Genomic DNA, 22,998 nt, shown 5'->3' on the forward strand with positions numbered 1-22,998 from the left:
TGGGTGTTTTTTATTCTAAAAGGCGAGTTTTCACTACTATTCTACCTCCATACACCCTGTAATCGCCCTGAATAAGGAAAAAAGATGAGCTCAATGAGAAGCTACAAAGGTATAAAGCCTGAACTTGGTGAGCGTGTTTACGTTGACCCAACCTCTGTTTTAGTCGGTGATATCCGAATTGGCGATGATTCTAGCATTTGGCCACTGGTAGCAGCGCGAGGTGATGTAAACCACATTCACATTGGTGATCGAACGAATATTCAAGATGGCAGTGTTTTGCATGTCACCCATAAGAACGCCGAAAACCCAAACGGCTACCCATTGATTATTGGTAATGACGTTACGATTGGCCACAAAGTGATGCTGCACGGTTGTGAGATCCACGATCGTGTTTTGGTTGGTATGGGAGCTATTGTTTTAGATGCTGTTGTAATTGAGTCAGAGGTGATGATCGGAGCAGGCAGTTTAGTGCCACCTGGGAAAGTATTAGAAAGTGGCTACTTATATGTTGGAAGCCCAGTAAAACAAGCTCGCCCTCTATCAGAAAAAGAACGAGCTTTCTTGCAAAAGTCTGCCAATAACTATGTGCAGAACAAAAACGACTACTTAAATGAAGTAAAAGACTTGAACTAAAACCCTGTTAACCGATGATGATATGGCCTTCTTCGTTGAAGGCTTCATCTTCTATTAGCTCTTCAGCCATTTCTTCTAGGTCGAATCTGTAATCAGTAAACACTTTAATTGCCGCTTGCTCAGTTTCAATCAGTGAACCACTGAGCTTTTCTAACTTTTGTTTCGTCACAAAGCACTCTATTAGTGCGCCTGATTGTTGCGCCGAAAAGTTTACCGATTGTGATACTTCATCCCATGATTGAATATCTGGGAATAAGATGGATTGATTCATCGCTTATTGACCTTCAAGATTCTTTCTTAGTTCTCTGAGAATTTGTTTGGCACCAGGACGTAAGCCACGCCAGAGCATAAAGCTTTCCGCAGCCTGCCCAACTAACATTCCAAGACCATCATACGCATGAGCGGCACCATTCTCTTTTGCCCATAAGTTAAAGCTCGTCACCCCTTTGCCATAAATCATGTCATAGCTTGTACTGTTAGCGGCAAAGATGGAGGATGAAATAGTCGGCAGTTCACCACTAAGAGAAGCGGATGTGGAGTTAATGATGACATCATACTCTTCATCAATACTTTCCATCTCTCTCGCTACGATAGGACCATGAGAGACAAACAGCTCTGCGAGCTCTTGTGCTTTACTAAAGGTACGGTTGGTAATGGTTAAAGAGGTCGGCTTTTGATCGAGTAGTGGCTTAATAACACCACGAGCTGCACCACCAGCGCCAATAATTAGGATTCGCGCACCTTCCAATACAACCTGATGCTGAAGCAGATCTTGCACTAAACCTGCACCATCAGTGTTGTCACCGATGATTTCACCATCGTCTAACTTCTTGAGGGTATTTACCGCGCCTGCTAACTGAGCCCGTTCTGTCAATCGACTAGCAAATTGATAAGCATCTTCTTTAAATGGCATAGTGATGTTGCACCCCTTGCCACCTTCAGCAAAAAACACCTTCGCCGCGTCAATAAAACCATCAACAGGTGCACTTTCTGCGGTGTACACCAAAGATTGATTAGTTTGACGAGCAAACAAGGTGTGAATGAATGGCGACTTACTGTGTCCGATAGGATTACCAAACACGGCATAGCGATCGATTTGCTGGGTCATTTCCTTACCTTTGTTCCTTACTTAGATATAGAGAAAACAGGGCCACCTGATTACAGATGACCCTATCACTATCTATCTATATAGAAAAGGAGATTCCGTGCTTACCACTCTCGGGGCGTTAGGTATCGCTCGTAAAGTTCAGCTTCTGGCGATCCCGCTTCTGGCTCGTAGCAGTACTCCCAGCGAGCGAGCGGCGGCATTGACATCAGAATCGACTCAGTACGCCCACCACTTTGTAAACCAAATAAGGTGCCACGGTCATACACTAAGTTGAACTCTACGTAACGGCCGCGACGATATAGTTGGAATTCACGCTCACGCTCACCATACTCGATCTCTTTACGACGAGAAACGATCGGCAAATAAGCCTGGCAATAGCCTTCACCGACTGCTTTGATGTAAGCAAAACACTTATCAAATTCCCACTGGTTTAGATCATCAAAGAACAAACCGCCAACACCGCGAGTTTCATTACGATGTGGTAGGAAGAAATATTTGTCACACCATGCCTTATGCTCTTGGTAAACATCGTCACCAAATGGTGCACAAAGCTGTTTTGCAGTGTCGTGCCATGATTGGCAATCTTCTTCAAATGGGTAGAACGGCGTTAGGTCAAAACCACCACCAAACCACCAAATTGGGTCTTCGCCATCTTTTTCTGCAATAAAGAAGCGGACATTGGCGTGTGAAGTCGGTACGTAAGGGTTTTTAGGGTGAATAACCAAAGAAACACCCATCGCTTCAAAACGACGACCCGCTAGCTCTGGGCGATGCGCTGTCGCAGATGCTGGCATTTCTTTCCCTTCCACATGCGAGAAATTCACGCCTCCCTGCTCGAAAACAAGGCCATCACGCAAAACACGTGAGCGACCACCGCCACCCAGACGCTCTCCTTTTTCACGTTGCCATGCATCTTCGACAAAGACGGCCTTTCCATCTTCTTGTTCTAACTGCTGACAAATGGAATCCTGAAGTGACATCAAGAACTGCTTTACGGCGTGCTTATCGATCGCTGACATACGTTATTACCTATTACGTGAAACCTAATGATGGCTGGCTAGCAGGGTTAACCCTGTCTTAATATTTGTGAAGTTTTGGCGTCACGAATCTCGCTGGGTTTATCACGACCGCTGGTCTCGCCACGAAGAATGGCGACCAGCTTATCACCCAACTGCTCTTCGACTTCTTCCGTGGTCATACACGGTGGTAAGCCGGAAAGATTCGCGCTGGTAGAGGTTAACGGCTTTCCGAATGCATTACACATTTTTTGCACCAAAGGATGATCAGTCACACGAACCGCAATTGAATCAAACTGCCCTGAAACCCAGTTGGATACTTTATCGCTCGCTGGCATGATCCAAGTGTATGGGCCTGGCCAAGTGGCATGAACAGTCTGTAATTGTTCTTCAGTCAACTGAGATTCATCAATATAAGGCAAGAGCTGATCATAACTTGCCGCGATGAGAATCAGCCCTTTTTCTACCGGACGCTGCTTGAGCTCTAATAGCTTTTGAATTGCTTCTGGGTTATCTGGATCACATCCGACACCAAAAACCCCTTCTGTTGGATAGGCAATCACTTCGCCTTGCTTGAGTGCGTTGAGCACTTGTTCAAAGTTATCCACCGATTACTTCCTATTTGTTTGACTGTGTTGTTTTCACTAAGTGTACAAATATTCATTCTCAGACACTAAAGCAATTTTTTTATAAAATGTATCAATAGCGCCAACAACAAGACGCAAACGTTTGCTTGAGATAAAAATCCCCGTATAATGCGCACAAATTTATAGCTCACCTAATTTTTGCAGCTTAAAGGAGTTTGAGATGAAAGTCGGTATCATCATGGGTTCTAAATCCGATTGGCCAACCATGAAACTAGCAGCAGACATGCTAGACCAATTTGGCGTGCCTTACGAAACAAAAGTAGTGTCAGCACACCGAACTCCTCAATTACTGGCTGACTACGCTAGTGGCGCAAAAGAGCGCGGCATCAAAGTTATCATCGCAGGCGCAGGTGGTGCAGCGCACCTACCAGGTATGGCGGCGGCGTTTACTAGTTTGCCAGTGCTTGGGGTTCCCGTTCAGTCTCGTGCACTGAAAGGTATGGATTCACTGCTCTCTATTGTACAGATGCCAAAGGGAGTTGCGGTTGGTACATTGGCGATTGGCGAAGCGGGCGCAGCAAACGCCGGTATCCTAGCAGCGCAAATCCTAGGCACTCATGATGAAAACATCATGGCGAAGGTAGAAGCATTCCGTAATGAGCAAACGGAAACAGTTCTCGCAAATCCAAACCCTGCAGAGGATTAATCAGATGCATGTACTGGTTCTTGGTGCGGGTCAGTTGGCTCGTATGATGTCTCTGGCTGGTGCGCCACTGAATATTCAAATTTCAGCTTACGATGTCAGCAGCGGTGATGTCGTTCACCCTTTAACTCAACAGGTACTTGGCCATGGCTTGGAAAATGCGATTACGCAAGTTGACGTGATTACTGCCGAGTTCGAGCATATTCCACATGACGTGCTCAAGGTTTGCGAAGCGGGCGGCAAGTTCCTACCAAGTACGCAAGCCATCAAAGCAGGTGGTGATCGCCGTATTGAAAAAGCACTGCTTGATGATGCTGGCGTGCGCAACGCGAAATACTACGTCATTGAAACTCGTGAAGACTTTGAGCGCGCAATTGAACACGTTGGTATGCCAATGGTTCTGAAAAGTGCATTAGGTGGTTACGATGGTAAAGGCCAATGGCGCTTAAAAGAAGCTTCTCAAGTCGACGACATTTGGACTGAGATGGCAGAGTGCATCGCGGCAACACCAACTCAAGCGATTGTTGCTGAAGAGTTTGTTCCTTTTAACCGCGAAGTATCACTGGTTGGTGCTCGAAGCAAAGATGGCAGTGTGGAAGTGTATCCTCTGGCAGAGAACGTCCACACCAACGGTGTATTGAGTCTTTCTACTGCGATTGATGCGCCAGGGTTACAGGAACAAGCAAAGCAAATGTTCACGGCTGTCGCAGATAGCCTAGATTACGTTGGCGTATTGGCGCTTGAGTTCTTTGATGTCGATGGGGCACTTTTAGTGAATGAGATTGCTCCACGCGTGCACAACTCTGGTCACTGGACACAGCAAGGTGCAGAAACGTGTCAGTTTGAAAACCATCTGCGCGCAGTGTGCGGCTTGCCATTAGGTAGTACGAAATTGGTTCGTGAAACCTCAATGATTAATATTCTTGGTGAAGACACACTACCAGAAACATTGTTATCAATGGATGGTTGCCACATTCATTGGTATGGCAAAGAGAAACGTGCAGGTCGCAAGATGGGACATATCAACGTGTGTGGCGACTACCCAGGAGAATTGCACCGTAGGTTGTGCGCTCTGGCAGACATCTTAGACCCAATAGCTTTCCCAGCCGTGCAAGCGTTCGCTAAACAGCCTCAACACTAACGTTTGGCAGCAAAAAAACAAAAAAGGGTCGCACGATGCGACCCTTTTCAATTCCTTTAATTCATTTACCCTTGCTGGGTGTGCTGACACTTACGATTAGCACATTGCAATTTCACACCACTGGCAAGTTTCTTCTCCACCAACAGAGTAAAACCACATTCTTCGCATCGCCCCTTGACCGGAGCAAGGTTCACAGCAAATTTGCATTTAGGGTAGTTATCACACGCGTAGAATGTTTTGCCAAATCGGGTTTTACGCTCAACCAAATGTCCTTTGCTACATTCAGGGCAAGCGTGTTGCTCTTCTGACTGCGCCTCTGGCTCTGGTTGATTAATCGACTCAATATGATGACAAGCCGGGTAATGGCTACAACCAACGAACATACCGTAGCGCCCTTGGCGGAGTACCAACTCATTGCCACACTCAGGACAAGGCACACCCAACTCTTTCACGATGTGACCATCATTGCTGTGTAGCGGTTTAATGTAATCACAGCTTGGATAATGGTTACAGCCGAGAAATGGGCCATGTTTTCCGTGCTTGAGAGTCAGCTCACCACCACATTTTGGACACGGCTCGTGTTCCAAAGCGTGTTCATGGGCAGAGAAAAGGGTGTTGTCGATTTTACTACTCATACTTACCGTTTCGTGAAAAACACACAAAAAGACAAGCTCGCGTTTATTCTAGCTAAACTCGAACTTGCCCAGATGGTTAGTGAAGAATCCCTTGTTCCTTGGTGTACAACAGCTCTTCCATTAGCGTGTAAGCGTTTTCGTTGCCAGGCACATTAAACAGCACCATCAGAATGATCCATTTGAGGTCTTCAAGCTCAAACTCACTCGTTTCTAATCCCATCACTCGGTCAATCACCATTTCGCGAGTTTCTGTGGTTAACACATTGATTTGCTCGAGAAACAATAGAAATCCTCGGCATTCCAAATCTAAACGCTGCATCTCTTTCGCTGTGTAGATACGAGTTGATGACGAAGCCATGCAAGTCGAGATTGCAGAAGAGGTGTCACTTTGCTGCAATGCGGCAAGCTCTTCTAACCAGACAAGGGCTTTGTAGATATCTTTTTGTTGGAAGCCTGCACGAAGCAACTCTTCTTCCAACTCGTCTTGTTCGACCTGTAACTCTGCATCGCTATGGATGTAGGTTTCGAATAGATACATCAGTATATCCATCATCATAGCTAGCCCCTCCCCTTTCGAATATAGCCACCTGAAACCGCAACGACATGCCCAGAGAGTTCTAACTCTAAGAGCTGCATCATGACTTCTTGGACAGGTATATTGGTCCTGTTTGCAAGAATATCAACCGGTGTAGCTTCACTTCCTACGTTAGCTAACAGCTGAGTAAATGGCAATTCTTCTTCATCATTTAACGTAGAAAATAAATCGGTACTCTGATTAATAGACCAATCAAGCAAGGACTGTATTTCATCTAAGACATCTTTCGTCTTTTCTACGAGGCAAGCGCCATGACGTATCAACTGGTTTCCACCGCAGGCATTGGGGGCATTGATTGACGCTGGCAGAGCAAATACTTCTCGACCTTGCTCAAGCGCGTAACGAGCTGTAATTAACGAGCCGCTCTTTTTCGCCGCCTCGACGACCAGTACACCAAGCGATAATCCACTAATAATACGATTACGACGCGGGAAGTTTTCTGGGCGCGGCTTGGCATTAGGCCGAAACTCAGACACCAAAGCCCCATGTTCAATAACACGTTGCGCTAAACCACGATGACGTGCCGGATAAATATTTGCTAAGCCAGATCCTAGCACCGCAATCGTCTTACCACCCGCTTGCAACGCACCATCATGCGCATGACCATCAATGCCTAAAGCGAGACCGCTGGTGACAATAAAATCGTGCTGAACAAACTCTGCAGCAAACTGACGTGCATGCTGTAATCCATCAATACTCGCATTTCGGCTGCCAACCATCGCGATTTGTGGCAGAGAAAGACAAGTAGAGTTTCCTTGAACAAAAAGTAGAGGTGGCGGCGCAACGACTTGTTTGAGTTGAGGTGGATAATGCGGGTCAGTCAGTGTCAGGATATGATGATTTGTAGAAGCTTCAAGCCAGCTTAAACAAGCATCGACTTCTTTATCTGTTGAAGCCCAAGCTTGAATTTGCTTAGTTGTTAACCCAAGTTGTTGTAGCTGTTCAGGAGAGAAGTTTACGATGTTACGTGGCGTGTCTCTTGCCAGTAGCTTATTCATTTTGACGCCGCCAATGCCTGGTAAACAACTCAGTTTTAACCAGGCAGCGAGATCATCGTTATTTCGTCGATTCATCGATGGTTAATTCGTCCGCCAACGGTGACACCACCGAAATATCTTGGTTAATGGGTTTCGTACTGTTAGTGATCAGTGCCAAGCTAAAGTACTCATAAGGACGAATGACCAGCAACTCACCAACTTTGCTTTGAGGCAAAGTAATTTTCTTATCAAGCACGCCAAACTCTTTCTTGAACTCATCGCCGTCTTTGTAAACTGGGTGCGCGTCTTCTTTTAAATCAAACACACTGCCTTGCTTCAGATTGTCTGACGTGCCTTTATCAATCACCACGACGTGGTTAGTTGAACTAAAGCGAATACCTTCGATATTACCTAGCAACTTTGCAGAACTGCCTTGTGGAGACGGCAGCGGATAGAACGTAGTCGTGAAGTCAGTATTCTCAACCGATTGATTTGGCAACGCGATATCGTTACGTAGGATTTCTTGCATTTGCGATGTAAGCTTCAAACCTGAATAATCACTCGAAGCTTCAACGAGCTCGCCTTTGGCAATCAAACGCAGCGCGGTAATCTCTTCGGACACATCGTCACGCGAAAAGGTAGCTACTGGTCGGTAAATAGCCCAACCTGTCGCGGTCTGATTGCCATTGATATACAGCACATCTTCTGCAGTCAGATACTTACTGCCTTTGCTGCTACCCATCACTTTTGCTGCTCTGTTCAACGAATCTTTATCTAGCAACCGATCCGATTTAAGGTAAGGCATCACCAAACCTTCCGCGACCGTTGGTACGGCTTTCTTTTCTGTGATGCGAGCTTTCGGGCTCAGCTTCTTAACCGGTTTTAGGCTCAACACGGGCTGACCGTTAATCCACACCAAAGACAGCTTGTCTCCGGGATAAATTAAATGAGGGTTATCGATTTCCGGGTTTACTTGCCATAAACGAGGCCACAACCACGGGCTATCTAAGTACATGGCCGAAATATCCCATAGCGTATCGCCCTTCACGACTACATACGTTTGTGGCGCATCATCTTTAACAGTCAGTGGGTTCGCATCCACATTTGCTACAGCGTTGAAAGAGAAAAGTAACGGCAACGTAACACTGGCAACGTTGCGGAAAATTCGATTCATGACCCTCGTCCTTGGTCTATTAAGCAGGAACCAGAATGGAAATTGGTGCAAGGATGCTGTCATTTAGGCTATAAAATGTCTAGAATTGAGCCAACAAGGTTTGTGCTGTTTCGGCACAGTTCAATATTTCGAGTGAATATGTCTGTATTACAAGTATTAACATTCCCGGATGATCGCCTGCGCACAGTCGCAAAGCCTGTTGAAGCGGTGACCCCTGAGATTCAAAAAATCGTCGATGACATGATTGAAACCATGTACGACGAAGAAGGTATTGGCCTTGCTGCAACGCAGGTTGATATCCACAAACGTATCGTAGTGATTGATATTTCAGAAACTCGCGATGAGCCGATGGTGCTAATCAACCCTGAGATTCTGGAAAAGCGTGGCGAAGATGGCATCGAAGAAGGCTGTCTGTCGGTACCAGGTGCACGCGCACTTGTGCCTCGCGCTGCAGAAGTTACCGTAAAAGCACTGGATCGTGATGGCAAAGAGTTCACCTTTGAAGCCGACGACCTGCTAGCGATTTGTGTTCAACACGAGCTTGATCACTTACAAGGTAAGCTGTTCGTGGATTACCTATCGCCACTGAAACGCAAACGTATTCAGGACAAGCTAGCGAAAATCAAACGCTTTAACGAGAAGCAGCAAAACGCTTAATCTCGAACCATACCAATTAGAAGGAAGTCTACCTTGAGTCAGTCTTTACGAATTGTCTTTGCAGGTACTCCGGATTTCGCCGCCCGTCACTTGGCGGCGTTGTTGTCTTCGGAGCATGAAGTCATCGCGGTTTACACAAACCCAGATCGTCCAGCGGGTCGTGGCAAAAAATTGGCTGCGCCACCGGTAAAACAACTGGCGCTAGAACACAATATCCCGGTTTACCAACCTGAAAGCTTTAAGTCCGACGAAGCGAAACAAGAACTTGCCGATCTGAACGCCGACCTCATGGTTGTCGTGGCGTACGGTATGCTGCTGCCACAAGCGGTTCTTGATACCCCTAAACTGGGTTGTATCAACGTACATGGTTCTATCCTACCTCGTTGGCGTGGTGCGGCTCCAATCCAACGCTCTATTTGGGCGGGCGATGCAGAAACTGGCGTAACCATCATGCAGATGGACATCGGTCTCGACACTGGTGATATGCTGAAGATTGCAACTCTGCCAATCGAAGCGACAGATACCAGCGCTTCAATGTACGAAAAATTGGCTGAGCTTGGTCCAGAAGCCCTGATTGACTGCCTAGCAGACATTGCTGCGGGTAAAGCAGTGCCAGTGAAGCAAGATGATGAGCTAGCGAACTATGCGAAAAAACTCAGCAAAGAAGAAGCACGCATCAACTGGAACGACGATGCGGCGCACATTGAGCGCTGCGTTCGTGCATTTAACCCATGGCCAATGAGCCACTTTGAGGCGGCAGAAAACAGCATCAAAGTATGGCAAAGCCGTGTGGCAGAGCAAACCAGTGACAAGCCAGCCGGCACCATCGTGCAAGCAGATAAAACCGGTATTTATGTTGCGACAGGCAACGGCGTACTGGTGCTAGAGCAACTGCAAGTTCCTGGCAAAAAAGCCATGTCAGTTCAGGATATTCTGAATTCGCGTGCGGCTTGGTTTGAAGTTGGCACTCTGCTGGTTTAAGCCATACTAGGGGTTATTATCCCCGATTATACGAACTTTTAGAGGGCAGAGATGCCCTCCTTTACTTTAAGGTACTCATCATGAATGTTCGCGCTGCGGCTGCTAACGTCCTGTATCTTGTCGTCGACAAGGGCCACTCACTTTCAAGCGCTTTTCCAGCGGCTCAACAAACGGTACGACCTCGTGACCACGCTCTGTTACAAGAGATCTGTTACGGTGCGCTACGTTACCTACCTCGCCTAGAAATGATCGCAAACCAATTGATGGATAAGCCGCTAAAAGGCAAACAACGTGTATTCCATCACCTAATTCTGGTTGGTATTTACCAACTGAGCTTCATGCGCATTCCTGCGCACGCAGCTGTCGGTGAAACGGTTGAAGGCACTAAAGAGCTGAAAGGTCCTCGTCTGCGTGGTTTGATTAACGCGGTATTGCGTAACTACCAGCGCAACCAAGAAGAACTCGACCAAATGGCCGTCAGCAACAACGCTGGCAAATACGGTCACCCAAGCTGGTTACTAAAACTGCTGCAAGAGGCCTACCCACAGCAATGGGAAAGCATTGTTGAAGCGAACAACCAAAAAGCACCAATGTGGCTGCGTGTGAACCATCAACACCACACTCGTGATGAATACCTTGCGCTGCTCAAAAATGAAAACATTGATAGCACGCCACACACAGAAGCAATGGACGCCATAAAATTGGCCGCACCATGTGACGTGATGAAGCTACCTGGTTTTGAAAAAGGTTGGGTTTCGGTCCAAGATGCGGCGGCGCAGCTCTCGATCAACTATCTAAAACCACAAGACGGCGAACTGATTTTAGATTGCTGTGCAGCGCCAGGTGGCAAGACGGCGCACATTCTAGAGCGCACGTCAGGCAGTGAAGTGGTCGCGATTGACTGCGACGACACACGCTTGAAACGTGTGCATGAAAACCTGAAGCGTCTCAACCTTCAGGCAAAAGTGGTTTGCGGTGATGCGCGTAATCCACAAGAATGGTGGCAAGGCGAGCAATTTGATCGCATTTTGCTGGATGCCCCATGTTCTGCGACTGGCGTGATTCGTCGTCATCCAGACATCAAATGGCTACGTCGTGCAGACGACATCGCCGCATTAGCAGAGCTGCAAAGTGAAATTTTTGATGCCATGTGGACGCAACTGAAGCCCGGCGGCACCATGGTTTACGCGACTTGTTCAATCACACCGCAAGAAAACGTGGAGCAAGTAAAAGCGTTTTTAGCACGTACCGCGGATGCGCAACTGCTGGATTCTGATCCCGACCAGCCTGGTCGTCAAATTCTACCAGGCGAAGAAGATATGGATGGTTTCTACTACGCAGTACTAACTAAAACACACGCGTAACAGCATGCTACATAGGGCGATTGAAGTGATTTCAATCGCCTTTTTCAGATACGAGAAAAGAGTATGAAGATCATTATTCTTGGTGCAGGTCAGGTTGGCGGCACACTGGCAGAAAACCTAGTGGGTGAAAACAACGACATCACCATCGTCGACAATAATGCCGACCGACTGCGTGAATTGCAGGACAAATACGACCTACGTGTGGTCAATGGCCATGCGAGCCATCCAGACGTGCTACACGAAGCTGGCGCGCAAGACGCCGATATGCTCGTCGCAGTAACCAACACTGATGAAACCAACATGGCCGCCTGTCAGGTCGCGTTCACTCTATTCAATACCCCAAACCGCGTTGCGCGTATTCGCTCTCCTGAATACTTGGCAGAAAAAGAAGCCCTGTTTAAATCTGGCGCTATTCCTGTTGATCACCTTATCGCACCAGAAGAACTCGTTACGAGCTACATCGAACGTCTGATCCAATACCCAGGCGCGCTGCAAGTGGTGAGCTTTGCTGAACAGAAAGTCAGCCTAGTGGCGGTGAAAGCCTACTATGGTGGCCCGTTGGTGGGTAATGCGCTATCTGCTTTGCGTGAGCACATGCCGCACATTGATACCCGTGTGGCAGCTATTTTCCGCCAGGGTCGCCCGATTCGCCCACAAGGCACCACGATTATTGAAGCCGACGATGAAGTGTTCTTCGTTGCAGCAAGTAACCATATTCGCTCAGTGATGAGTGAGCTTCAGCGTCTAGAAAAACCGTACCGCCGCATCATGATTGTTGGCGGGGGTAACATCGGCGCAAGCTTGGCAAAACGCCTAGAGCAAACTTACAGCGTGAAGCTGATTGAGCGTAACTACCAGCGTGCAGAAAAGCTCTCTGAGCAACTAGAAAACACCATCGTGTTCTGCGGTGATGCGGCAGACCAAGAGCTTCTCTCGGAAGAGAACATCGACCAAGTCGACGTCTTCATCGCGTTGACCAACGAAGATGAAACCAACATCATGTCTGCAATGTTGGCAAAACGCATGGGTGCTAAAAAAGTGATGGTGCTGATCCAACGTGGCGCTTATGTAGACCTGGTACAAGGCGGCGTAATTGATGTAGCAATCTCACCTCAGCAAGCCACTATTTCAGCCTTGCTAACGCACGTTCGTCGCGCTGATATCGTAAACGTATCCTCACTTCGCCGCGGCGCTGCGGAAGCGATTGAAGCCGTCGCTCACGGTGATGAAAGTACATCTAAAGTGGTTGGACGTGCGATTGGAGATATAAAGCTTCCACCTGGGACCACCATTGGTGCTATCGTTCGTGGCGAAGAAGTTCTTATTGCCCACGACCGTACGGTCATCGAGCAGGATGACCATGTGGTGATGTTCCTGGTCAACAAAAAATACGTATCAGACGTCGAAGCGCTATTCCAGCCGAGTCCATTCTTCCTCTAGGATTTTCCTATGGTCAACTTACGTCCCGTACTGTTTGTTATCGGGCTGGTTTTATCCAAACTGGCCCTGTTTATGTACGTGCCGACTTTGGTCGCTTTCTTTACCGGTACGGGGGGATTCCTCGATTTCGCCCAAGCCGTTGTGATCACGCACCTTGCCGCCTTCATCTGCCTGACGATCGGTCGCACCGCCAAGTTCAAACTCAGCGTACGCGATATGTTCCTCATCACCAGTTTGGTTTGGACCATCGCGAGTGCGTTCGCCGCCTTGCCATTTGTGTTTATCAACCACATCAGCTTCACCGACGCCTACTTCGAAACGATGTCGGGTATCACCACGACGGGCTCAACGGTGCTCAGTGGCCTAGACAACATGGCGCCGAGCATATTGCTGTGGCGCTCTATTTTACAATGGCTTGGTGGCATTGGTTTTATCGTGATGGCGGTAGCAGTGTTACCTATGCTGAATGTCGGTGGTATGAAGCTATTCCAAACCGAATCATCAGATTGGTCGGATAAAAGTAGTCCAAGAGCGAAAACGGTCGCCAAAAACATCGTAGCGGTTTATTTGATGCTAACAGGCCTATGTATTTTGGGCTACTTGATCACCGGCATGAACCTGTTCGAAGCAATCAACCATGCCTTTACTACGCTATCGACGGGTGGATACTCTACGTCTGATGGATCAATGAACCACTTCTCTAATGGCGCACATTGGGTGGCCACTACCTTTATGTTCTTAGGTGGTTTGCCGTTTTTGCTCTTTATCGCCGCGTTACGTAAACGCCGTATTGATGTGTTGGTTAACGACGCTCAAGTTAGAGGATTTGCGTACCTGTTCGTATTCTCTAGCTTAGTGATTTCAGCTTGGCTAGTGATTCGAGATGGGTACACCATTTTGGATGCCCTGCGAGTGTCGATGTTTAATATTGTCTCTGTCGTCACCACAACTGGCTTTGGCTTAGAAGACTTCACCGCATGGGGCGCATTACCCACTACTCTTTTCGCATTCTTAATGATGGCGGGAGCATGCTCAGGATCAACGTCTGGCGGGATCAAAATCTTCCGCTTCCAAATTGCGATGACGCTGCTAAACAAACAAATGATGAAGTTGATTCACCCTTCAGGGGTGTTTGTACAGCGTTATAACCAGCGACCGGTGAATGATGATATTGTTCGCTCAGTGGTGGCATTTGGCTTGATGTTTTTTATCACCATTATCTTTATCGCGGGTTGTTTAAGTGCTCTTGGCCTCGACCCTGTGACCAGTATTTCTGGCTCAATCACCGCCGTTGCCAATGTTGGCCCTGGTATGGGTAGTGTGATTGGCCCGACAGGCAACTTCGCGCCTCTGCCCGATACTGCCAAATGGCTCTTAAGCTTTGGGATGTTAATGGGCCGCTTGGAAATTCTGACTATTCTTGTACTGTTCTTTCCTGCGTTTTGGCGCCGCTAAGCAGACTCTAATTAAAAGGTATAACAATGAAAACATGGATTACTCTGGCGACCCTACTTGCCGCCTCATCCACATACGCCGCCGAGGTCATCACTTTAGCCGATGGTCGAGAAGTGAAGTTGAACGATGACTTTACCTGGGAATACGTCATGAAAAAACCGGCGCAGCAAGCGACGGAGACACAAACAACAGCAAGCGTAGTTGAAACAATCGCAGCTCCTGCGATTGCGACAATTCCAGTGGTAACGAAAACCGTTGGCACGACCGTGGTGGTAAACGCCAAAAAGCCAACCATGCAGCTATCAGATTCAGGTGTGGATGTATTGATTGGTTCAGCAAGCTATCAAAGCGGTGAGCTTATTTTGCCTACATCAATCACTAACCAAAGCTCTCAATCTGTCATTCAAGTGGAAGTTGAGGTGCAAGTGTTTGATATGTCTGGTCAGCAACTGGCAAAAGAAAACGTGACTGTTTGGCAATCCATCAAGCGCATGGCGGATACCTACCTGAGACCACAGCAAGCGGAACAAGGTAAGAGCATTAAATTGGCTGTACCGCAATCACAGCAATACCAGTTTTCTGCCAAAGTGCTAGAGGTAAAAACTCGCTAATACGTGTTTAATATTCTTTGTTGAGCCTATCGGCTAGATAGGCTCAACAAAGTAATAAATCGCAAAGAAATGGCACACGCAGCCAGCCAAAACAAAGCCGTGCCAGATCGCATGGTTAAAGGGAATACGCTTCGCAACGTAGAAAATCACCCCCAGTGAATACACAATTCCACCAGCGGCAAGCAGTGTAAGTCCGCCGACATCCAAGTTAATAGCTAATTGATAAATCACAATCAACGATAACCATCCCATCACCAAATACGTCATCAAAGAAAGCTTTTTAAATCGATAGACGAACGCAACTTTCATGATGATGCCGATCAACGCAATGCTCCAAATAACGATCATCAACCCAAATGCTAGAGGTGTTCTTAAGCTGACTAACAAGAAAGGGGTATAGCTGCCTGCTATCAAAAGATAAATAGCACAATGGTCGAAGGTTTTTAGCCAACGTTTCGCTTTGGGATGAGGGATCGCATGATAGAGCGTCGAGGCCAAAAATAGCACGATAATACTCGCACCATAAATCGCCATACTGGTAAGCGTTAAAGTGTCAGCTTGATGGTCTATGGCTTTAACTAACAGCAGTATCAAGCCAACAATACCAAAAATCATCCCTATACCGTGGGTGATGGTATTGGCCAGTTCTTCACGTTGACTGTATTGAGGTTTCTGCAGCTCGGACATCAATGCGCCTATACTAGAGTTTGAAATTTGCTCTAGTATGGCACATTAGGCTTACACGTGTAAGCTTAAATTAAGACTCATGAACGGCAGTAGTTTGATCGAGATAATTGAGTACCAGTTCGCCAACTTGATCTGGCTTAGTCGTGGCAGGAATGGTCAGCTCTCGCTTGAGTTTGCCACTACTCAGTAAGCTCGCGAGCATGCCACCTTGCCCCTTGCGTGTACGGTCAACTTCAAACCACAACTTGAGCTCTTGCTCACTGCGGTGGGCAACAAATTCTAATTCGCGCCACACGCCGTGGTAAGGTCCGTCGGTTGGCACCAGTTCAAACTCTTGCACAAATGGTAGATCGAATCCTTTCACTTCCTCGCATTCCACCTGGCGAATTCGTAAACCTTGCGCTTCAAATGCAGATAGTACCGCATCCATCAGTGGATCAGGTCGAACGGTGAGGATGTCTTTATCAGTCGGATCCAAAGCAGCAGCAACGTCTAAGCCGGTTTCTAACCATACTTTGGCATCACCAATGGTGACAGGCGTGTTCCAAGGCACATCGAGCTTAACATCGAAGGTACGCTCTTCGCCGGAATGGATGGTAAATGCGTAAGGGAGACTCCACTTAGCAAGCACATGAGTTTGAGGTACTCGGCGCATGCTGTGTCCTTCTCGCGCACCACGGTCATCAGGGGCTTCGGCGATGTAGCGGCAACAGAGTTTTAAATCAATGTTGTCGATCGCTTGTTCAGTCGCACCACCATATACATGGATTGACACATCCACACTTTGACCTGGGTATAGCACGTCTTGGTTTAAGATTGAGTCGACCTTCGCGCTCCCAATCCCAAAACTGGCAAGTGTCTTCTTCAAAAATGACATAGGCACCTCCTTCATCGAGATCTCATACTACTACTGCTGATCGTGGGATCAAACAAAAATTGCCTCGAACATCGCGACAAAATGACAAAATCTAAACAATTCAATTGCTCAACTATCGACCAATTATTACAAGGATGCTAATCTTACACTTGATATGCATGCATATCGGTATTCCTGACTCATTAACTGGATTGGCGAGAGCCAGAAGAGTGATTCTTCAATCTTGTTGGAGCCTAGCTCATAATGATTCAGGCCATTACATCGGCAATGGATATGCCTGACAGTTAGGTAAATTAATGCGCCCAACAACAGTCAGGTTCGCACACACTAATACTAGTGCAATGCGCCGCCGCAGTGGCTTTACTACTGCACCAAAGGCAAAGCAAGTTGCGCCAGCAATGACATTGGTTGAGAAGACAGCAATGATGTCGAGTGTTCCGGCCAAAGTTATCAAAGCAGCTTAATCAAAAGCGCGGCGCCAGCTGCGCTTTTTTCTTTGCACGCGACTCATAAAGCTTCAAAGACTTAGAACGAACTACAGTGAAAGAGATAGTTTTTCCTATTTGGTCTTCGCAAAGCAATTTGGTACCTTTACTGCTAATTACACCTATAAATTCTGTGGAGAAAGAAATGAAGTGTCATCGCATTGAAGAGCTGCTTGAGCTACTAGAGCCTGAATGGCATAAAGATCAAGAGCTGAATCTATTGCAGTTCATCGTTAAGCTAGCAAAAGAAGCAGGCTATGAAGGAAAGCTAGAAGATCTGACCGACGATGTACTGATCTACCACCTTAAAATGCGTAATAGCAGCAAAGATGAAATGATCCCTGGACTCAAAAAAGACCAAGAGGACGATTTTAAAACGGCGATCCTACGCGCTCGTGGCATCATCAAATAACCAGCTCAACAGCCAGTATTCTTTAAGCGACTCTCTCTGTGAGTCGCTTTTTTATAACCAAAGTTTTTAGTCCCACAATTGGTTATAACTGTTCAGCCAATTATCAGGTTAACTGTACTGATTTTTGTTGTTAAACATTGACTGCGTTAAAGAAACGGAATTGTTATTGATTGTATAATCGCCGTTCATCAGTATTTACTAAAATAATTATGTTCGGTCATCTTTATGACGGAACGAGCAGCAATGTCATCGAGCGACATCAATAGAAATGACGCCGTACATTATAAAAGCCTAAGAAGGATGAGTGCATGAGTCAGGACAAGATCGATATCAAAGATGTGACTCCTAAAACCTATAATCCCAAAACCCATAAAGGAAACGGGGATCGGTTCAACCCAAGTAATCGCATCTATGTACGCGAAAGCAAAGGGACTTACCAGAAACTGCGTCGTTACGGTGGTTGGTTTTTACTGCTTCTCTTCGCTTTGATACCGTGGATCCCTTACGGTGAACGTCAAGCGATCTTGCTTGATATTGGCAACCAGCAGTTCAACTTTTTCGGTACCACGTTGTACCCACAAGATCTTACCCTACTCGCCTTGCTGTTTGTGATCGCGGCGTTTGGGTTGTTCTTTATTACCACCTTCTTAGGTCGAGTTTGGTGTGGCTACCTCTGCCCACAAACCGTCTGGACCTTCATGTATATCTGGTTTGAAGAGAAGCTCGAAGGTAGTGCCAATAAACGCCGTAAACAAGACTCCAATAAGCTGACGGCGAATTTAGCGATGCGTAAAACCGTCAAACATATAGCTTGGTTTGCCATTGCACTCGCCACTGGTTTTACTTTTGTTGGCTACTTCGTGCCAATGAAGCAATTGGTTATCGACTTTTTCACCTTTAACGCCAACTTCTGGCCCGTCTTTTGGGTAATGTTCTTTGCCATTTGTACCTATGGTAATGCTGGTTGGATGCGTTCCATCATGTGTATTCACATGTGTCCTTACGCGCGCTTCCAGTCTGCCATGTTTGATAAAGACACCTTCATCGTTGGCTACGATGCAAAACGTGGGGAAAAACGTGGCCCACGTCCGCGTAAAGCCGATCCAAAGCAACTTGGTTTGGGTGATTGTATTGATTGTGATTTGTGTGTGCAGGTGTGCCCAACAGGTATCGATATTCGTGACGGCTTGCAGTATGAATGTATCAACTGTGGCGCCTGTATTGATGCGTGTGATAACACCATGGATCGCATGGGCTACGAGAAAGGCTTAATTAGTTACACCACCGAGCATCGCTTATCGGGTAAGAGTACCAAAGTCATGCGTCCGAAGCTGTTAGGCTATGGTGCCGTACTACTCGTCATGGTCGGTCTTTTCTTTGCCCAAATTGCAGCGGTAGACCCAGCCGGCATGAGTGTTATTCGCGACCGTAACCAACTGTTCCGCGTTAATGGCTCGGGAGAAGTAGAAAACACCTACACCCTCAAGGTGATCAACAAAACTCAGCAAGTGCAAGAGTACTCGTTGGATGTTGAAGGGCTATCCGATGTAAGCTGGTATGGTAAGCAGACAATTCAGGTCCAGCCAGGTGAGGTATTGAACCTGCCAATGAGTCTTGGTGCCGATCCTGACAAGCTAAACTCTGCGATTACGACAATTCAGTTTATACTCACCGATAAGAGCAACGAATTCACTATTGAAGTAGAAAGCCGTTTTATTAAAAAACTATAGCGCTACTTCAGTGACTAACGGAAAAAGGCTCAGTAATGAGCCTTTTTGTTTATATGTCCCAAAGTATGTTTAACTTTGACGCCCTTACCCCAGACTTTATGTGGTACGCGTTAGAAAGCATCGGCGTTCGCGCAGAATCAGGCTTTCTTCCCCTCAATAGCTACGAAAACCGTGTTTATCAATTCACTGACGAAGAGCGTCGTCGTTATGTCGTCAAGTTTTACCGTCCTGAACGTTGGAGCAATGAACAGATCCAAGAGGAACACGACTTTACTTTAGAGCTGATTGGCAATGAGATCCCCGTCGCACCACCTGTGCGCATCAACGGTGAAACCCTGCATCACTATCAAGGCTATGCTTTTGCGCTGTTTGATAGCGTGGGTGGTCGCCAATACGAGGTTGACAATTTAGATCAGCTCGAAGGTGTAGGGCGTTTCCTTGGCCGCATCCATAAAGTCGGCAGCCGCCAAGCCTTCCAACATCGCCCTACGATCGGCTTACAAGAATACCTGTATCAACCAAGAGAGATTCTGCAAAACGCCAATATGATTCCAATGCACTTGGAGAACAGCTTCTTCAATGACTTGGATATGCTGATCAAATCAATTGAAAGCCACTGGCAAGAAGGCTTCAATATCATTCGTTTGCATGGCGATTGCCACCCAGGCAATATTTTGTGGCGAGATGGCCCTATGTTTGTTGATTTGGATGACGCTCGTAACGGCCCTGCAGTACAAGACTTATGGATGCTATTGAACGGTGAACGCCAAGACAAACTGATGCAGTTGGATATTGTTTTAGAGGCTTACCAAGAGTTTTGCGACTTTAATCCTGCAGAATTGAAACTAATCGAGCCACTTCGCGGTCTACGAATGGTGCACTATATGGCATGGCTAGCAAAACGTTGGCATGACCCTGCATTTCCTCTCGCTTTTCCATGGTTTAATGAGCCAAAATACTGGGAAGGTCAGGTCCTTGCATTTAAAGAGCAGATCGCCGCTTTAGAAGAAGCACCGCTGTCTTTAATGCCTCAATGGTAAGTCAGGCCAAAAATTCAAAAATGGAGATATTTCGATGAAAAAACTGTTCGCACTGTTTTCTATGCTGATGTTAAGCCTGTCGGCACATGCAGCGCAATTCAAAGAAGGTGAACATTACAAAGTATTGGATCTTGAGGCATCAAAAAAACCTCTTGTGACGGAGTTTTTCTCTTTCTACTGCCCGCATTGCAATAGCTTTGAACCAGTTATCCAGCAACTGAAAAAGCAGTTGCCAGAAGGTACTAAGCTATTAAAAAACCATGTTTCTTTCATGGGTGGCAACATGGGCCCATCAATGAGCAAAGCCTACGCAACGATGGTTGCACTAAAAGTGGAAGACAAAATGGTGCCAGTGATGTTTAACCGCATCCACAATCTAAAGAAGGCGCCACGTAATGATGAAGAACTTCGTCAAATCTTCCTTGATGAAGGTGTAGACGCGAAGAAATTCGACTCTGCATTCAAAGGCTTTGCGGTTGATTCCATGGTTCGCCGTATGGACAAGCAATTTGAAAACAGCGGTCTAACCGGCGTTCCTGCGGTTATCGTTAACAACAAATACCTAGTTCAAGCACAAAGCATCAAAACGATGGATGAGTACTTCTCTCTGGTGAACTACTTGCTGACACTAAAATAAGCACATCGATATCAATCAAAAGGGGAGCACATCGCTCCCCTTTTGTTTACTTGTAAATCTCTTGTAGTAACCGATCTTTTTCTTGCCACACATCACTCAGCCATTGCTGAAATTGCCGCTTATAGGGCTTATCGTTGAAGTAATCACCAAGCACTCTTTCATCAACGGGTAACACATTTACACGCACAACCACCTTGCTCATGCGGCCCATCAATAAATCCTTGAACGGTTTATGCGTATTTTCTGGGTACGCCAACGTCACGTCGATAATGCTCTCGAACTGTTCCCCCATCGCCGCTAACGTGTACGCAATCCCGCCCGATTTTGGTTGCAGCAAATATTGATAGTTTGCTTTACTCTTACGCTGCTTTTCTTCGGTAAATCGGGTTCCTTCGACATAGTTAACCACTGTGGTTGGAGTGTGTTTGAACTTAGCGCACGAGCGACGTGTCGTCTCTAAATCTTGACCTCGCTTATGAGGATTGCGGATCAGATACTCTCGCGAATAGCGACGCATAAATGGCATGTCGAGCGCCCAACACGCCATCCCGATGAAAGGCACATACAGCAGTTGTTGCTTGAGGAAAAACTTCGGCATGGGAATACGGTCTTTAAACACGCAGCAAAGCACAACAATATCGGTCCAACTGAGATGGTTACTGATCAGCAGATACCACCCGTCTTTTTTAAGCGCTTCACCGCCCTGAACATCCCACTCAACACGGTTAGATACCGCCAGAATGCACGCATTAACGGTAGCCCATAACCACATCACCTTATTGGCACAAACGGTCGCTATCGCTTTTAGCTTTACGCCAGGAAGCAATATTTTAAATACAGCGATAACACAAATTGCGAGTGAACAAACCGCAGAATTGAGAATCACAAAAGAAGCGTTAAAAAAAAATAACAAATATGCCAACATGATAGTCAAACAACAGTGATAATGTGTGAAGAATAAAACAGCGTGTAATTATACTGCGCCTTTGCCACATTGGAACATGCGTGGAAATGGTCAGATTTGTTACCGCAACCAATATGTGCACCACTCATTCGACAACAAGGAGATAACGAATGAAACCAAGGCTACTTCTCTTGCCTTTGGCCTTTGTCGTCAGTTCTGCTCAGGCTCAACTCGCTGAAACCGCAGGTTTTGGCGGTGAAATTTCGCTGAATGCCGGATTCATATCATCAGAATCCAATTTCAATACAGAAAATAGTAACACCATCGATTCTCTCGATAAGCGTGCCGATAGTGACAGTTCCGTTATCGCTGCACCGCTAGGGAGTGTGACATACACCTTTGGTAGCCGACTCAACCACCAAGTTTACGCCGGTACCACACGCTCAGATGTCGCGGTAGGTACACTCGCTTTTCAGTTGGGCTATCAACACGAGCTACAATCTGGCACCGTGCTCGATGTTTCCTATCTGCCGACGGTACTCAAAGGCGAAACTTGGCGCAACCCTTATCAAGTAGGAACCGCACGTAAAGAGACGGATGTTGACGGCAATGCGTATCGCTTTCAGATCAAAGGGTTGATTGATAAGAACTTCAACCTTGATCTTGCTTATGCTGATAAAGACATCGAGCAGGAGGAAGTGACAGACCGCTCACTTGCTCGCGATGCTAACCTTTACTATGTCAAAGGCGACTATCGCATTCCACTCAACCAAACATCTATGTTGCAACCCGCTTTCACCTACATCAATCAAGATGCCGACGGTAAGGCGGAGTCATTTGATTCGTACGGATTTGACATTAGCTGGTTTAAATTTATCAACCGTCATCGATTGGCCCTCACCGCGGGTTATGCATGGAAAGACTATCAAGCAGCTAGCCAAACTTTTGCTAAAACACGAAATGACGACACCATCAGCCTATTTGCGGCCTACGAATATCAAAACGTATTTGACTGGCAAGACTGGTCGTTCATTTCTTTAGCCGGCTATAGCCAAACTGACTCGAATATCACGTTTTATGAGGAGAAAGAGTACCTATTGTCGCTTGGTCTCAACTACACCTTCTAACGTCCTTCATCGCAACAAGGTG

Annotated in this window: 26 protein-coding genes; 15 read left to right on the forward strand and 11 right to left on the reverse strand. The window is 46.7% G+C overall.

Annotated features, from left to right (window positions below):
• Positions 1-84 precede the first annotated feature (84 nt).
• Positions 85-633 (forward strand): gamma carbonic anhydrase family protein, encoded by a 549-nt coding sequence (locus R8O10_RS19035; protein ID WP_005379096.1) that lies wholly within the window; start codon positions 85-87, stop codon positions 631-633.
• A gap of 7 nt (positions 634-640) precedes the next feature.
• Here the strand turns inward: R8O10_RS19035 and R8O10_RS19040 are convergent, their stop codons facing one another.
• The 4 genes from R8O10_RS19040 to R8O10_RS19055 form a co-directional block, all read right to left on the reverse strand.
• Positions 641-904 carry a DUF1488 domain-containing protein gene (locus tag R8O10_RS19040; RefSeq protein ID WP_005379090.1) on the reverse strand — a complete coding sequence of 88 codons (264 nt, stop codon included), beginning with the start codon at positions 902-904 and terminating at the stop codon, positions 641-643.
• Between the two features lie 3 nt (positions 905-907).
• Positions 908-1,741: a shikimate dehydrogenase gene (aroE, locus tag R8O10_RS19045; protein WP_262638204.1), complete on the reverse strand. Its 834-nt coding sequence runs from the start codon at positions 1,739-1,741 to the stop codon at positions 908-910.
• A 101-nt stretch (positions 1,742-1,842) separates the two neighbouring features.
• Positions 1,843-2,760, reverse strand: a complete 918-nt coding sequence (gene hemF / locus R8O10_RS19050; RefSeq protein ID WP_047104448.1) for an oxygen-dependent coproporphyrinogen oxidase — start codon at positions 2,758-2,760, stop codon at positions 1,843-1,845.
• Between the two features lie 47 nt (positions 2,761-2,807).
• Complete coding sequence (locus R8O10_RS19055) at positions 2,808-3,365, reverse strand: L-threonylcarbamoyladenylate synthase (RefSeq protein ID WP_005379084.1); 558 nt, start codon at positions 3,363-3,365, stop codon at positions 2,808-2,810.
• A 199-nt stretch (positions 3,366-3,564) separates the two neighbouring features.
• Between R8O10_RS19055 and purE the strand changes: the two genes are divergently transcribed.
• Both purE and R8O10_RS19065 read left to right on the forward strand, forming a co-directional pair.
• The gene (purE, locus tag R8O10_RS19060) at positions 3,565-4,050 is read left to right on the forward strand and encodes a 5-(carboxyamino)imidazole ribonucleotide mutase (RefSeq protein WP_033906572.1); all 486 of its coding nucleotides are present in this window, start codon (positions 3,565-3,567) and stop codon (positions 4,048-4,050) included.
• 4 nt (positions 4,051-4,054) lie between these two features.
• Positions 4,055-5,188 (forward strand): 5-(carboxyamino)imidazole ribonucleotide synthase, encoded by a 1,134-nt coding sequence (locus R8O10_RS19065; protein ID WP_318191654.1) that lies wholly within the window; start codon positions 4,055-4,057, stop codon positions 5,186-5,188.
• A 65-nt stretch (positions 5,189-5,253) separates the two neighbouring features.
• Here the strand turns inward: R8O10_RS19065 and R8O10_RS19070 are convergent, their stop codons facing one another.
• The 4 genes from R8O10_RS19070 to R8O10_RS19085 form a co-directional block, all read right to left on the reverse strand.
• Entirely contained in the window at positions 5,254-5,823 is a 570-nt protein-coding gene (locus tag R8O10_RS19070) for a type I DNA topoisomerase (protein ID WP_262592717.1), read from the reverse strand.
• Between the two features lie 76 nt (positions 5,824-5,899).
• Positions 5,900-6,379, reverse strand: a complete 480-nt coding sequence (locus tag R8O10_RS19075; protein ID WP_005379074.1) for a DUF494 family protein — start codon at positions 6,377-6,379, stop codon at positions 5,900-5,902.
• A 2-nt stretch (positions 6,380-6,381) separates the two neighbouring features.
• Complete coding sequence (dprA, locus tag R8O10_RS19080) at positions 6,382-7,491, reverse strand: DNA-processing protein DprA (RefSeq protein WP_318191655.1); 1,110 nt, start codon at positions 7,489-7,491, stop codon at positions 6,382-6,384.
• Complete coding sequence (locus R8O10_RS19085) at positions 7,475-8,569, reverse strand: LysM peptidoglycan-binding domain-containing protein (protein WP_318191656.1); 1,095 nt, start codon at positions 8,567-8,569, stop codon at positions 7,475-7,477. Before R8O10_RS19085 ends, dprA begins: the two co-directional genes overlap by 17 nt.
• Before the next feature lie 138 nt (positions 8,570-8,707).
• On the opposite strand from R8O10_RS19085, the gene def reads away from it, so the two are divergent.
• The 6 genes from def to R8O10_RS19115 all read left to right on the forward strand — a co-directional run bounded on the left by def (position 8,708) and on the right by R8O10_RS19115 (position 15,077).
• Positions 8,708-9,226, forward strand: coding sequence for a peptide deformylase (gene def, locus R8O10_RS19090; protein ID WP_005379068.1), 519 nt, complete (start codon positions 8,708-8,710; stop codon positions 9,224-9,226).
• A gap of 33 nt (positions 9,227-9,259) precedes the next feature.
• Positions 9,260-10,207 (forward strand): methionyl-tRNA formyltransferase, encoded by a 948-nt coding sequence (gene fmt / locus R8O10_RS19095; protein ID WP_005461453.1) that lies wholly within the window; start codon positions 9,260-9,262, stop codon positions 10,205-10,207.
• Positions 10,208-10,287: 80 nt separating this feature from the next.
• The gene (gene rsmB / locus R8O10_RS19100) at positions 10,288-11,571 is read left to right on the forward strand and encodes a 16S rRNA (cytosine(967)-C(5))-methyltransferase RsmB (RefSeq protein WP_318191657.1); all 1,284 of its coding nucleotides are present in this window, start codon (positions 10,288-10,290) and stop codon (positions 11,569-11,571) included.
• A gap of 63 nt (positions 11,572-11,634) precedes the next feature.
• Entirely contained in the window at positions 11,635-13,011 is a 1,377-nt protein-coding gene (gene trkA / locus R8O10_RS19105) for a Trk system potassium transporter TrkA (protein WP_005379062.1), read from the forward strand.
• Positions 13,012-13,020: 9 nt separating this feature from the next.
• The gene (locus tag R8O10_RS19110) at positions 13,021-14,466 is read left to right on the forward strand and encodes a TrkH family potassium uptake protein (protein ID WP_017821575.1); all 1,446 of its coding nucleotides are present in this window, start codon (positions 13,021-13,023) and stop codon (positions 14,464-14,466) included.
• A 26-nt stretch (positions 14,467-14,492) separates the two neighbouring features.
• A complete protein-coding gene (locus R8O10_RS19115; RefSeq protein WP_005379050.1) occupies positions 14,493-15,077 on the forward strand; it encodes a DUF3157 family protein in 585 nt (194 codons plus the stop codon).
• 33 nt (positions 15,078-15,110) lie between these two features.
• Here the strand turns inward: R8O10_RS19115 and trhA are convergent, their stop codons facing one another.
• Both trhA and R8O10_RS19125 read right to left on the reverse strand, forming a co-directional pair.
• Positions 15,111-15,764, reverse strand: a complete 654-nt coding sequence (gene trhA, locus R8O10_RS19120) for a PAQR family membrane homeostasis protein TrhA (protein ID WP_005379047.1) — start codon at positions 15,762-15,764, stop codon at positions 15,111-15,113.
• Between the two features lie 70 nt (positions 15,765-15,834).
• Positions 15,835-16,641: a sporulation protein gene (locus R8O10_RS19125; protein WP_017821573.1), complete on the reverse strand. Its 807-nt coding sequence runs from the start codon at positions 16,639-16,641 to the stop codon at positions 15,835-15,837.
• Positions 16,642-16,937: 296 nt separating this feature from the next.
• Between R8O10_RS19125 and R8O10_RS19130 the strand changes: the two genes are divergently transcribed.
• The 5 genes from R8O10_RS19130 to R8O10_RS19150 all read left to right on the forward strand — a co-directional run bounded on the left by R8O10_RS19130 (position 16,938) and on the right by R8O10_RS19150 (position 20,945).
• Positions 16,938-17,105, forward strand: a complete 168-nt coding sequence (locus R8O10_RS19130; RefSeq protein ID WP_005379043.1) for a hypothetical protein — start codon at positions 16,938-16,940, stop codon at positions 17,103-17,105.
• A 166-nt stretch (positions 17,106-17,271) separates the two neighbouring features.
• On the forward strand, positions 17,272-17,538 hold the full coding sequence (locus R8O10_RS19135) for a YihD family protein (RefSeq protein ID WP_017821571.1): 267 nt from the start codon (positions 17,272-17,274) through the stop codon (positions 17,536-17,538).
• Positions 17,539-17,846: 308 nt separating this feature from the next.
• On the forward strand, positions 17,847-19,268 hold the full coding sequence (gene ccoG, locus R8O10_RS19140; RefSeq protein WP_017821570.1) for a cytochrome c oxidase accessory protein CcoG: 1,422 nt from the start codon (positions 17,847-17,849) through the stop codon (positions 19,266-19,268).
• Positions 19,269-19,321: 53 nt separating this feature from the next.
• Positions 19,322-20,308, forward strand: coding sequence for a serine/threonine protein kinase (locus R8O10_RS19145; protein ID WP_031777274.1), 987 nt, complete (start codon positions 19,322-19,324; stop codon positions 20,306-20,308).
• A gap of 34 nt (positions 20,309-20,342) precedes the next feature.
• Positions 20,343-20,945 carry a thiol:disulfide interchange protein DsbA/DsbL gene (locus R8O10_RS19150; protein WP_005379036.1) on the forward strand — a complete coding sequence of 201 codons (603 nt, stop codon included), beginning with the start codon at positions 20,343-20,345 and terminating at the stop codon, positions 20,943-20,945.
• A 46-nt stretch (positions 20,946-20,991) separates the two neighbouring features.
• On the opposite strand, the gene R8O10_RS19155 is transcribed toward R8O10_RS19150, so the two are convergent.
• Positions 20,992-21,870 (reverse strand): acyltransferase, encoded by an 879-nt coding sequence (locus R8O10_RS19155; RefSeq protein ID WP_017821568.1) that lies wholly within the window; start codon positions 21,868-21,870, stop codon positions 20,992-20,994.
• A 149-nt stretch (positions 21,871-22,019) separates the two neighbouring features.
• Between R8O10_RS19155 and R8O10_RS19160 the strand changes: the two genes are divergently transcribed.
• Positions 22,020-22,976 carry a DUF2860 domain-containing protein gene (locus R8O10_RS19160; protein ID WP_005379034.1) on the forward strand — a complete coding sequence of 319 codons (957 nt, stop codon included), beginning with the start codon at positions 22,020-22,022 and terminating at the stop codon, positions 22,974-22,976.
• Positions 22,977-22,998: the final 22 nt, after the last annotated feature.

Origin of the sequence: Vibrio sp. 1727 (genome assembly GCF_033344415.1) — a bacterium.
Taxonomy (GTDB): Bacteria; Pseudomonadota; Gammaproteobacteria; order Enterobacterales; family Vibrionaceae; genus Vibrio; species Vibrio alginolyticus.

Coding starts and splice junctions, on each gene's coding strand:
- R8O10_RS19035 (WP_005379096.1), top strand. CDS start 85: ATGAGCTCAATGAGAAGCTACAAAGGTATAAAGCCTGAACTTGGTGAG.
- R8O10_RS19040 (WP_005379090.1), bottom strand. CDS start 904: ATGAATCAATCCATCTTATTCCCAGATATTCAATCATGGGATGAAGTA.
- aroE (WP_262638204.1), bottom strand. CDS start 1,741: ATGACCCAGCAAATCGATCGCTATGCCGTGTTTGGTAATCCTATCGGA.
- hemF (WP_047104448.1), bottom strand. CDS start 2,760: ATGTCAGCGATCGATAAGCACGCCGTAAAGCAGTTCTTGATGTCACTT.
- purE (WP_033906572.1), top strand. CDS start 3,565: ATGAAAGTCGGTATCATCATGGGTTCTAAATCCGATTGGCCAACCATG.
- R8O10_RS19065 (WP_318191654.1), top strand. CDS start 4,055: ATGCATGTACTGGTTCTTGGTGCGGGTCAGTTGGCTCGTATGATGTCT.
- R8O10_RS19070 (WP_262592717.1), bottom strand. CDS start 5,823: ATGAGTAGTAAAATCGACAACACCCTTTTCTCTGCCCATGAACACGCT.
- R8O10_RS19075 (WP_005379074.1), bottom strand. CDS start 6,379: ATGATGATGGATATACTGATGTATCTATTCGAAACCTACATCCATAGC.
- dprA (WP_318191655.1), bottom strand. CDS start 7,491: ATGAATCGACGAAATAACGATGATCTCGCTGCCTGGTTAAAACTGAGT.
- R8O10_RS19085 (WP_318191656.1), bottom strand. CDS start 8,569: ATGAATCGAATTTTCCGCAACGTTGCCAGTGTTACGTTGCCGTTACTT.
- def (WP_005379068.1), top strand. CDS start 8,708: ATGTCTGTATTACAAGTATTAACATTCCCGGATGATCGCCTGCGCACA.
- rsmB (WP_318191657.1), top strand. CDS start 10,288: ATGAATGTTCGCGCTGCGGCTGCTAACGTCCTGTATCTTGTCGTCGAC.
- trkA (WP_005379062.1), top strand. CDS start 11,635: ATGAAGATCATTATTCTTGGTGCAGGTCAGGTTGGCGGCACACTGGCA.
- R8O10_RS19110 (WP_017821575.1), top strand. CDS start 13,021: ATGGTCAACTTACGTCCCGTACTGTTTGTTATCGGGCTGGTTTTATCC.
- R8O10_RS19115 (WP_005379050.1), top strand. CDS start 14,493: ATGAAAACATGGATTACTCTGGCGACCCTACTTGCCGCCTCATCCACA.
- trhA (WP_005379047.1), bottom strand. CDS start 15,764: ATGTCCGAGCTGCAGAAACCTCAATACAGTCAACGTGAAGAACTGGCC.
- R8O10_RS19125 (WP_017821573.1), bottom strand. CDS start 16,641: ATGTCATTTTTGAAGAAGACACTTGCCAGTTTTGGGATTGGGAGCGCG.
- R8O10_RS19130 (WP_005379043.1), top strand. CDS start 16,938: ATGCGCCCAACAACAGTCAGGTTCGCACACACTAATACTAGTGCAATG.
- R8O10_RS19135 (WP_017821571.1), top strand. CDS start 17,272: ATGAAGTGTCATCGCATTGAAGAGCTGCTTGAGCTACTAGAGCCTGAA.
- ccoG (WP_017821570.1), top strand. CDS start 17,847: ATGAGTCAGGACAAGATCGATATCAAAGATGTGACTCCTAAAACCTAT.
- R8O10_RS19145 (WP_031777274.1), top strand. CDS start 19,322: ATGTCCCAAAGTATGTTTAACTTTGACGCCCTTACCCCAGACTTTATG.
- R8O10_RS19150 (WP_005379036.1), top strand. CDS start 20,343: ATGAAAAAACTGTTCGCACTGTTTTCTATGCTGATGTTAAGCCTGTCG.
- R8O10_RS19155 (WP_017821568.1), bottom strand. CDS start 21,870: ATGTTGGCATATTTGTTATTTTTTTTTAACGCTTCTTTTGTGATTCTC.
- R8O10_RS19160 (WP_005379034.1), top strand. CDS start 22,020: ATGAAACCAAGGCTACTTCTCTTGCCTTTGGCCTTTGTCGTCAGTTCT.